This is a genomic window from Phaeovulum sp., assembly GCF_041596715.1.
GTDB lineage: Bacteria > Pseudomonadota > Alphaproteobacteria > Rhodobacterales > Rhodobacteraceae > UBA6213.
The window spans coordinates 1-5,913 of sequence record NZ_JBFHIA010000196.1 but is presented as its reverse complement, the minus strand read 5'-3'; the positions used below and the strand labels follow the sequence as shown (position 1 = coordinate 5,913).

The 5,913-nt window shown below is 65.0% G+C and carries 7 protein-coding genes and 1 tRNA gene; 6 read left to right on the top strand and 2 right to left on the bottom strand.

The features are described 5' to 3' along the window. Positions 1–7: 7 nt before the first annotated feature. The 4 genes from ABY403_RS12555 (at position 8) to ABY403_RS12540 (ending at position 3,910) form a co-directional block, all read left to right on the top strand. Complete coding sequence (locus ABY403_RS12555; protein WP_372841165.1) at positions 8–1,069, top strand: GGDEF domain-containing protein; 1,062 nt, start codon at positions 8–10, stop codon at positions 1,067–1,069. A gap of 46 nt (positions 1,070–1,115) precedes the next feature. Beyond that, positions 1,116–1,727, top strand: coding sequence for a nicotinate-nucleotide adenylyltransferase (locus ABY403_RS12550; RefSeq protein WP_372841164.1), 612 nt, complete (start codon positions 1,116–1,118; stop codon positions 1,725–1,727). A 51-nt stretch (positions 1,728–1,778) separates the two neighbouring features. Then, complete coding sequence (gene dacB / locus ABY403_RS12545; RefSeq protein ID WP_372841163.1) at positions 1,779–3,245, top strand: D-alanyl-D-alanine carboxypeptidase/D-alanyl-D-alanine-endopeptidase; 1,467 nt, start codon at positions 1,779–1,781, stop codon at positions 3,243–3,245. 131 nt (positions 3,246–3,376) lie between these two features. Further along, positions 3,377–3,910, top strand: a complete 534-nt coding sequence (locus ABY403_RS12540) for a hypothetical protein (RefSeq protein ID WP_372841162.1) — start codon at positions 3,377–3,379, stop codon at positions 3,908–3,910. Between the two features lie 100 nt (positions 3,911–4,010). On the opposite strand, the gene ABY403_RS12535 is transcribed toward ABY403_RS12540, so the two are convergent. After that, a tRNA-Ala gene (locus tag ABY403_RS12535) sits at positions 4,011–4,086 on the bottom strand. Positions 4,087–4,258: 172 nt separating this feature from the next. Then, on the bottom strand, positions 4,259–4,588 hold the full coding sequence (locus ABY403_RS12530; RefSeq protein WP_372841161.1) for an FYDLN acid domain-containing protein: 330 nt from the start codon (positions 4,586–4,588) through the stop codon (positions 4,259–4,261). A 109-nt stretch (positions 4,589–4,697) separates the two neighbouring features. On the opposite strand from ABY403_RS12530, the gene ABY403_RS12525 reads away from it, so the two are divergent. Then, entirely contained in the window at positions 4,698–5,390 is a 693-nt protein-coding gene (locus tag ABY403_RS12525; protein WP_372841160.1) for a M48 family metallopeptidase, read from the top strand. A 31-nt stretch (positions 5,391–5,421) separates the two neighbouring features. Continuing rightward, a partial coding sequence (locus ABY403_RS12520; RefSeq protein ID WP_372841158.1) for a GntR family transcriptional regulator occupies positions 5,422–5,913 on the top strand: 492 nt, incomplete at its 3' end.

Genomic DNA, 5,913 nt, shown 5'->3' with positions numbered 1-5,913 from the left:
TGGCCACATGAACCAGCGCCCTGCCCTTTCCGTCACGCCTAACCTGTCGCTTGCCGCACTTGGCAAGCTGATGCCAATGCATCTTTGGCTCGGCCCTGCGGGCGAAATACGGGCGGTCGGTCCGACGTTGGGCAAAATCTGTGGTGGTGCTGCCGGGCTGATAGGCCAACCGTTCGACGCGCATTTCACGGTTGCCAGCGCGCCCGGTAGGGCAGCTCTGGCCGCGCTGCGCGACGGGCCGGGCGGCAGGGTGCACCTTTCGCTGCGTCGCCCCCCCGTAACCAATCTGCGCGGCGTCGTGCTGGCCTGTCGGGCCAGCGGCGAAAACGACCTTTTCCTCAACCTCTCGTTCGGCGCAGGCGTGGCCGAAGCGGTGCGCGACCACGCCCTGACCGCCGCCGATTTTGCGCCAACCGATCTGGCGCTGGAACTGCTGTATCTGCACGAGGCGAAATCGGCGGTGATGCGCGAACTCAGCGCACTCAACGCCCGCCTGCAACTGGCGCAGCAGGCCGCCGAGGCGCAGGCGCTTTGCGATCCTTTGACCGGGCTTGCCAACCGCCGCGCGCTGGAACGCGAACTGACGCGCAGCACGGCAGAGGCGATGCGCGGCGGCTCGGCCTTTGCCATTGCGCAGATCGACCTCGACCATTTCAAGGCCATCAATGACACCCTCGGCCATGCGGCGGGTGACTTTGTGCTAACGCATGTCGCAGACATTTTGCGCGCCGAAACGCGGCAAAACGACCTTGTGGCACGCTTGGGGGGCGACGAATTCGTGCTGCTTCTGCGCGGCGCGATCGAACCTGACCAGCTGCGCAAATTGGGCGAGCGGGTGATCGCGCGGCTCGAAGCGCCGTTCTATTTCGAGGGCGCGGCGTGCCGAATCTCTGCCAGTATCGGCGTGGCGCTGTCGCGCTGCTATGGCCTGCCGGATGGCGAGCAGATCTTTACCGATGCCGATGCAGCACTTTACGCGGCCAAGCGGGCCGGGCGGGGGCGCTGCGTCATCAGTTACCACGGTTCCGACGCGCAGGCCACGCCCCCGCCCCCCACACCCGCTGACTGAGATTTCCCCCTGCCAAAGGCGCAAGCGATGCGCTAGGCAAGTATGCATGAGACAGGGTTTTCCCATGGCTGCGCCGGGCATGGCGATCGGGCTGCTCGGCGGCTCGTTCGACCCCGCGCACGCGGGCCATCTGCACCTGACGAAAGAGGCGCTGAAGCGCTTTGCGCTGGATCGGGTCTGGTGGCTGGTCAGCCCCGGCAATCCGCTCAAGGCAAATGGTCCGGCACCGCTGGAACTGCGCATGGCGGCGGCACGGGCAAGGGTAAGCGGCGACCCGCGCGTGACGGTCAGCGACCTTGAGGCGCGGCTGGGCACAAGGCGCACCGCCGATACGCTTCAACGCCTGATCCCGCTCTATCCGGGGGTGCGGTTCGTCTGGCTGATGGGTGCCGACAATCTTGCACAGTTTCACCGCTGGCATGACTGGCGCGGTATTCTTGGCATGGTGCCGGTGGGCGTGCTGGCAAGGCCGGGGCAACGCCTTGCGGCGCAATGCGCGCCCGCCGCCCGCGCCTATTCCCACGCCCGACTTGCCCCCGGTGATGCGGGGCGGCTTGCGCGCGTCGCGCCGCCTGCGTGGTGCTATCTCGACATGCCGATGCTCGATATCTCGTCGTCAGCAATCCGGGCGCGCGGCGGCTGGCACGCGAAGGGTTGATCGCGCGCATTTCGGCGGGCTAGAGTCGCTCTATTGGCGGGGAGCGAAAGCATGATTTTTTCTCGGCGTTTCGTCTTGGGCGGCGCATTGGCCGGATTGGCAAGCCCCGCCCTGCCCGAACCGCCGACCGTTTCGCCACTGCCCATCGCGCGCCCGACCACGGTGCTTGCGGCGCGCTCGGCACAGGCAAGCGAGGCACTGATCGATGCCGCCAAACTGGGCGGCAATGTCAGCTTTGCGGTGATCGACCTGCGCAGCGGCCAGTTGCTCGAATCGCGCAACCCCGAACTTCCCATGCCGCCCGCAAGTACCGCCAAATCGATCACCACGCTTTACGCGCTTGACCGGCTTGGCCCGGGGCACCGCTTTGCCACCCGGCTGATTGCCACTGGCCCCTTGGTAGGCGGCCGGATCGAAGGCGATCTGGTGCTTGCGGGCGGGGGTGACCCTACGCTGCACACAGACCACTTTGCCGCCATGGCGCGCGATCTGCGCGCGGCTGGTGTGACCGGCATTTCCGGGCGTTTCCTCGTCTGGGGGGCCACACTGCCCTATGCACGTGAAATCGCGCACGATCAGCCCGTGCATGTCGGCTACAACCCCGCCGTCAGCGGCCTCAACCTCAACTTCAACCGCGTCTTTTTCGAGTGGAAGGCAAATGGCGCGGGCTATGAGATTTCGATGGACGCGCGTTCCGAAACCGTGGTGCCGCGCGTCAATTCGGTGCGCATTTCGGTGGTGGACCGCGACACGCCGGTTTTTGCTTACACTGAAAAAGACGGGCGCGAGGAATGGACGGTGGCAGTGACCGCGCTTGGCAAAGGCGGCGGGCGCTGGCTGCCGGTGCGCCTGCCAGAGCTTTACGCGGGCGATGTGTTCCGCACGCTGGCGCATGCGCAAGGCATCACCTTGCCAGAACCGGTGCAGGTGCGCACGATGCCCGGTGGCACGGTGCTGGCACAGCACGACAGCGCCGATCTGACCACGATTCTGCGCGAGATGCTGCGCTATTCCACCAACATCACCGCAGAGGCTGTAGGCATGAGCGCCTCGGGCGCGCGCGGCACGGGGGCAGGCAGCATTGCCGGGTCCGGTCGCGCGATGAGCAGTTGGCTGGCCGAACGCGGCATCGAGGGCACCCGTTTTGCCGACCATTCGGGCCTTGGCGTCGAAACGCGGATGAGTGCGGGTGCCTTGGTCGAAGCGATGGCGCAGCTGGGTCCGGCTGCCGGGCTGCGCGGGTTGCTGCGCCCCTTTTCGATGCCAAAAGAATCGGGTGCCGTGCCGCTGCAAGTCTCGGCCAAGACGGGCACATTGAACTTTGTATCAACGCTGACCGGGTTCATAACCGCACCGGGTGGTGTGGAACTGGCCTTTGCGATCTTCACCGCAGACGAGCCGCGCCGCGAGGCTGCGGGCCCGGTGGAAGCCCCGGCAGGCTCGCGCAGCTGGATCAACCGCTCCAAGACGCTGCAACACCAACTGATTGCGCGCTGGGGCAAGGCTTACGGGGCCTGAACCCGGGCGCGCGGTGCGTCGTCGCGCCACAGGATCATGGTTGAAAAGGCCGACACATAGGGAATACGCTGGCCACAGGTTTAGCGATTTGTCCCCGGCACGGTCGGATGCGCTGCGGGGGGGGGTGCGAGATGTCCTACCGCCATTTGCACGTGATTCTTTTTGCGCTCGGTGTTCTTCTGGCTGGCTTCGCCCCGGCCTCGGTGCGCGCCCAAGAGGTAGAGGGACGCCTGCTTTACCAGCTTGAGGTCACCCAGCCGAACACCCGGAGCCAAGGCTGGCTCGGCACACTTTTTAGCGAAGATGGCACCGCGATCGTGGCAGCCCCGGGTGCGGTTGTCGAAACCAAGATCGGCGCTTTCGAGAATATGCCCTGCCCCTACCTTTGGAGCATCTGCGGCTTTATCCGCAAGGGCATGTTGCCTGTGACCGAGATAAGCGACCCGACCGCGCTGCTGGATGACAATACATGGATTTACCGGCTTTTCATCCACGCCGAAGGCTCGCGGAGCGAGGGCCTGACCGGGGTGCTGCTGCACGGCGAAGATCAGGTATCCCCCACAGGCATACGCCGCGTGGAAACGCCTTTGGGCGTGTTTCTGGCGGTCAATAACGATGGTCAACTTTGGGGCAATTCTGGCTGGTTCCCCGAAACCTGGAACTGATCGCAGCGCGCCCGCTTTCCGGCAGTCTGGTTGGCCGGCAATCATCCGCCAAAGCGCAAGCCGAGTGCGCGCAACAGGTTTATTTAGGTGTTTGGGTGATTGGTGGAGCCAGACGGGATCGAACCGTCGACCTCTTGAATGCCATTCAAGCGCTCTCCCAACTGAGCTATGACCCCACGCGATACGCGGGTTTGGGGGCCCGCGTGGGGGGTCGTATAGGCATATGCTTGCAGCCGCGCAAGCGGAAAATCGCGGGTGAAGCTATGGCTCTTGGGGCAATTGCACAAACGTGAAGGGCACGGGAATCGCACCCGTGCCCTACCGTTCATTTGTAGCTGAACCGAAAGCTTACGGCTCTTCGTCGTTCGTCGTGACATCAGCGATGTCGTCGAGCGAGACGGTGTCATCCTCGTCGTCCTCGAGAAGATCGTCGTCGAGTTCGGTATCACCCGAATCCGCGTCGATATCCTCTTCGGTATCCAGATCTTCTACGTCAAGCGTGCGCTCGCGCGAGGCGGCCTTGTCGGCAACCATGACCCGACCGCGTCCTGCAACAAGGCTTTCAGCGGTGTAGGTATTGGAGCAGACCGGGCAGGTCATCGGGTCACGCGCCAGATCGTAGAACCGGTTCGCGCAATGCGGGCAGAGGCGCTTGACGCCCCATTCCTCTTTCGGCATGGAAAACTCCTGGCATTGCTCTGATAATCGAGAGTCGGAGCCAACTGCCATAAGCGGCGCGAGGTGTCAAAGCCTTTTGCAAGATTCGTCCACCCCGTAAAGGAACCCGATGCGCCGATTGCTGTTGCCCGGCCCGCCTGAAGTGCATGTGACGCTGCGCCGTTCGGCCCGCGCGCGGCGCTTCAGCCTGCGAGTTTCGCGGACAGACGGGCAGGTTACGTTGACCCTGCCGCGCTGGGCCGCCGAAGCCGAGGCCCTTGCCTTCGCGCGTGACAAAGGCGCGTGGGTCACCGAGGCGCTGGCGCGCATGGCCCCCCCCGCACCTTTGGGTTTTGGCGCGACCGTGACCTTTGAGGGACGGATTCTTGTGCTTTCAGCCGCCCCGGTGCGGGCACCGCGAATCGAGGGCGACGCGCTTTTGCTGCCCCCTGACCCGGCGCGGGTGGGGGTGCGTCTCGTAGCCTTTCTGCGCCTGATGGCGCGGCAACGGCTGCAAGAGGCCTGCACGCGCCACGCCGCGGCGCTTGGGCGGCCCTTCACCCGGATCACCCTGCGCGACACGCGGTCGCGCTGGGGCTCATGCGCGGCTGACGGCCGTCTGATGTTTTCGTGGCGGCTGATTCTGGCACCGCCCGAGGTGCTGGATTACGTGGCCGCGCACGAGGTGGCGCATCTGGCCGAAATGAACCACTCGCCTGCATTCTGGGCCGTTGTGGCGCGGCTTTGCCCCGGCTACGCGGCCCCGCGTGCTTGGCTGAAACAGCACGGCCAAGCACTTCACGCCTATCGCTTCCCCGATTGACCGCAAGGGGGCGCTGTGGTCCCTTGCCGTCATGTTGCCCACCACGCGCCCCGCTACACGCCCAGCCGACTCGGCCCTGGCCGCGCATGACCGTATCTATCGCGGTCTGCGCCAACAGATCATGCATGGCGAATTGAAGCCGGGGCAGGCGCTGACGTTGCGCGGCTTGGGCAAGGCTTACGGCGTATCGATGACCCCCGCGCGCGAGGCGCTGCGGCAACTGGTAGCAGAAGGCGCGCTGATGCTGTCATCCTCGGGCCGGATCGCAACGCCCGAGCTTAGTCAGGAGCGGATCGAAGAACTGGCAGCACTTCGCGCACTGATCGAACCGGAACTTGCCAGCCGGGCGCTGCCACGCGCGCATCTGGCGCTGATCGACCGGCTTTCGGCGATCAACACCGCCAACGCAGAAGCGGTCGCCAAGCACGACGCGGTCGCCTATGTGCGCACGAATCTAGAGTTTCACCGCACGCTTTACCTTCGCGCACAGGCCCCCGCGATGCTGGCGATCATTGAAACTGTC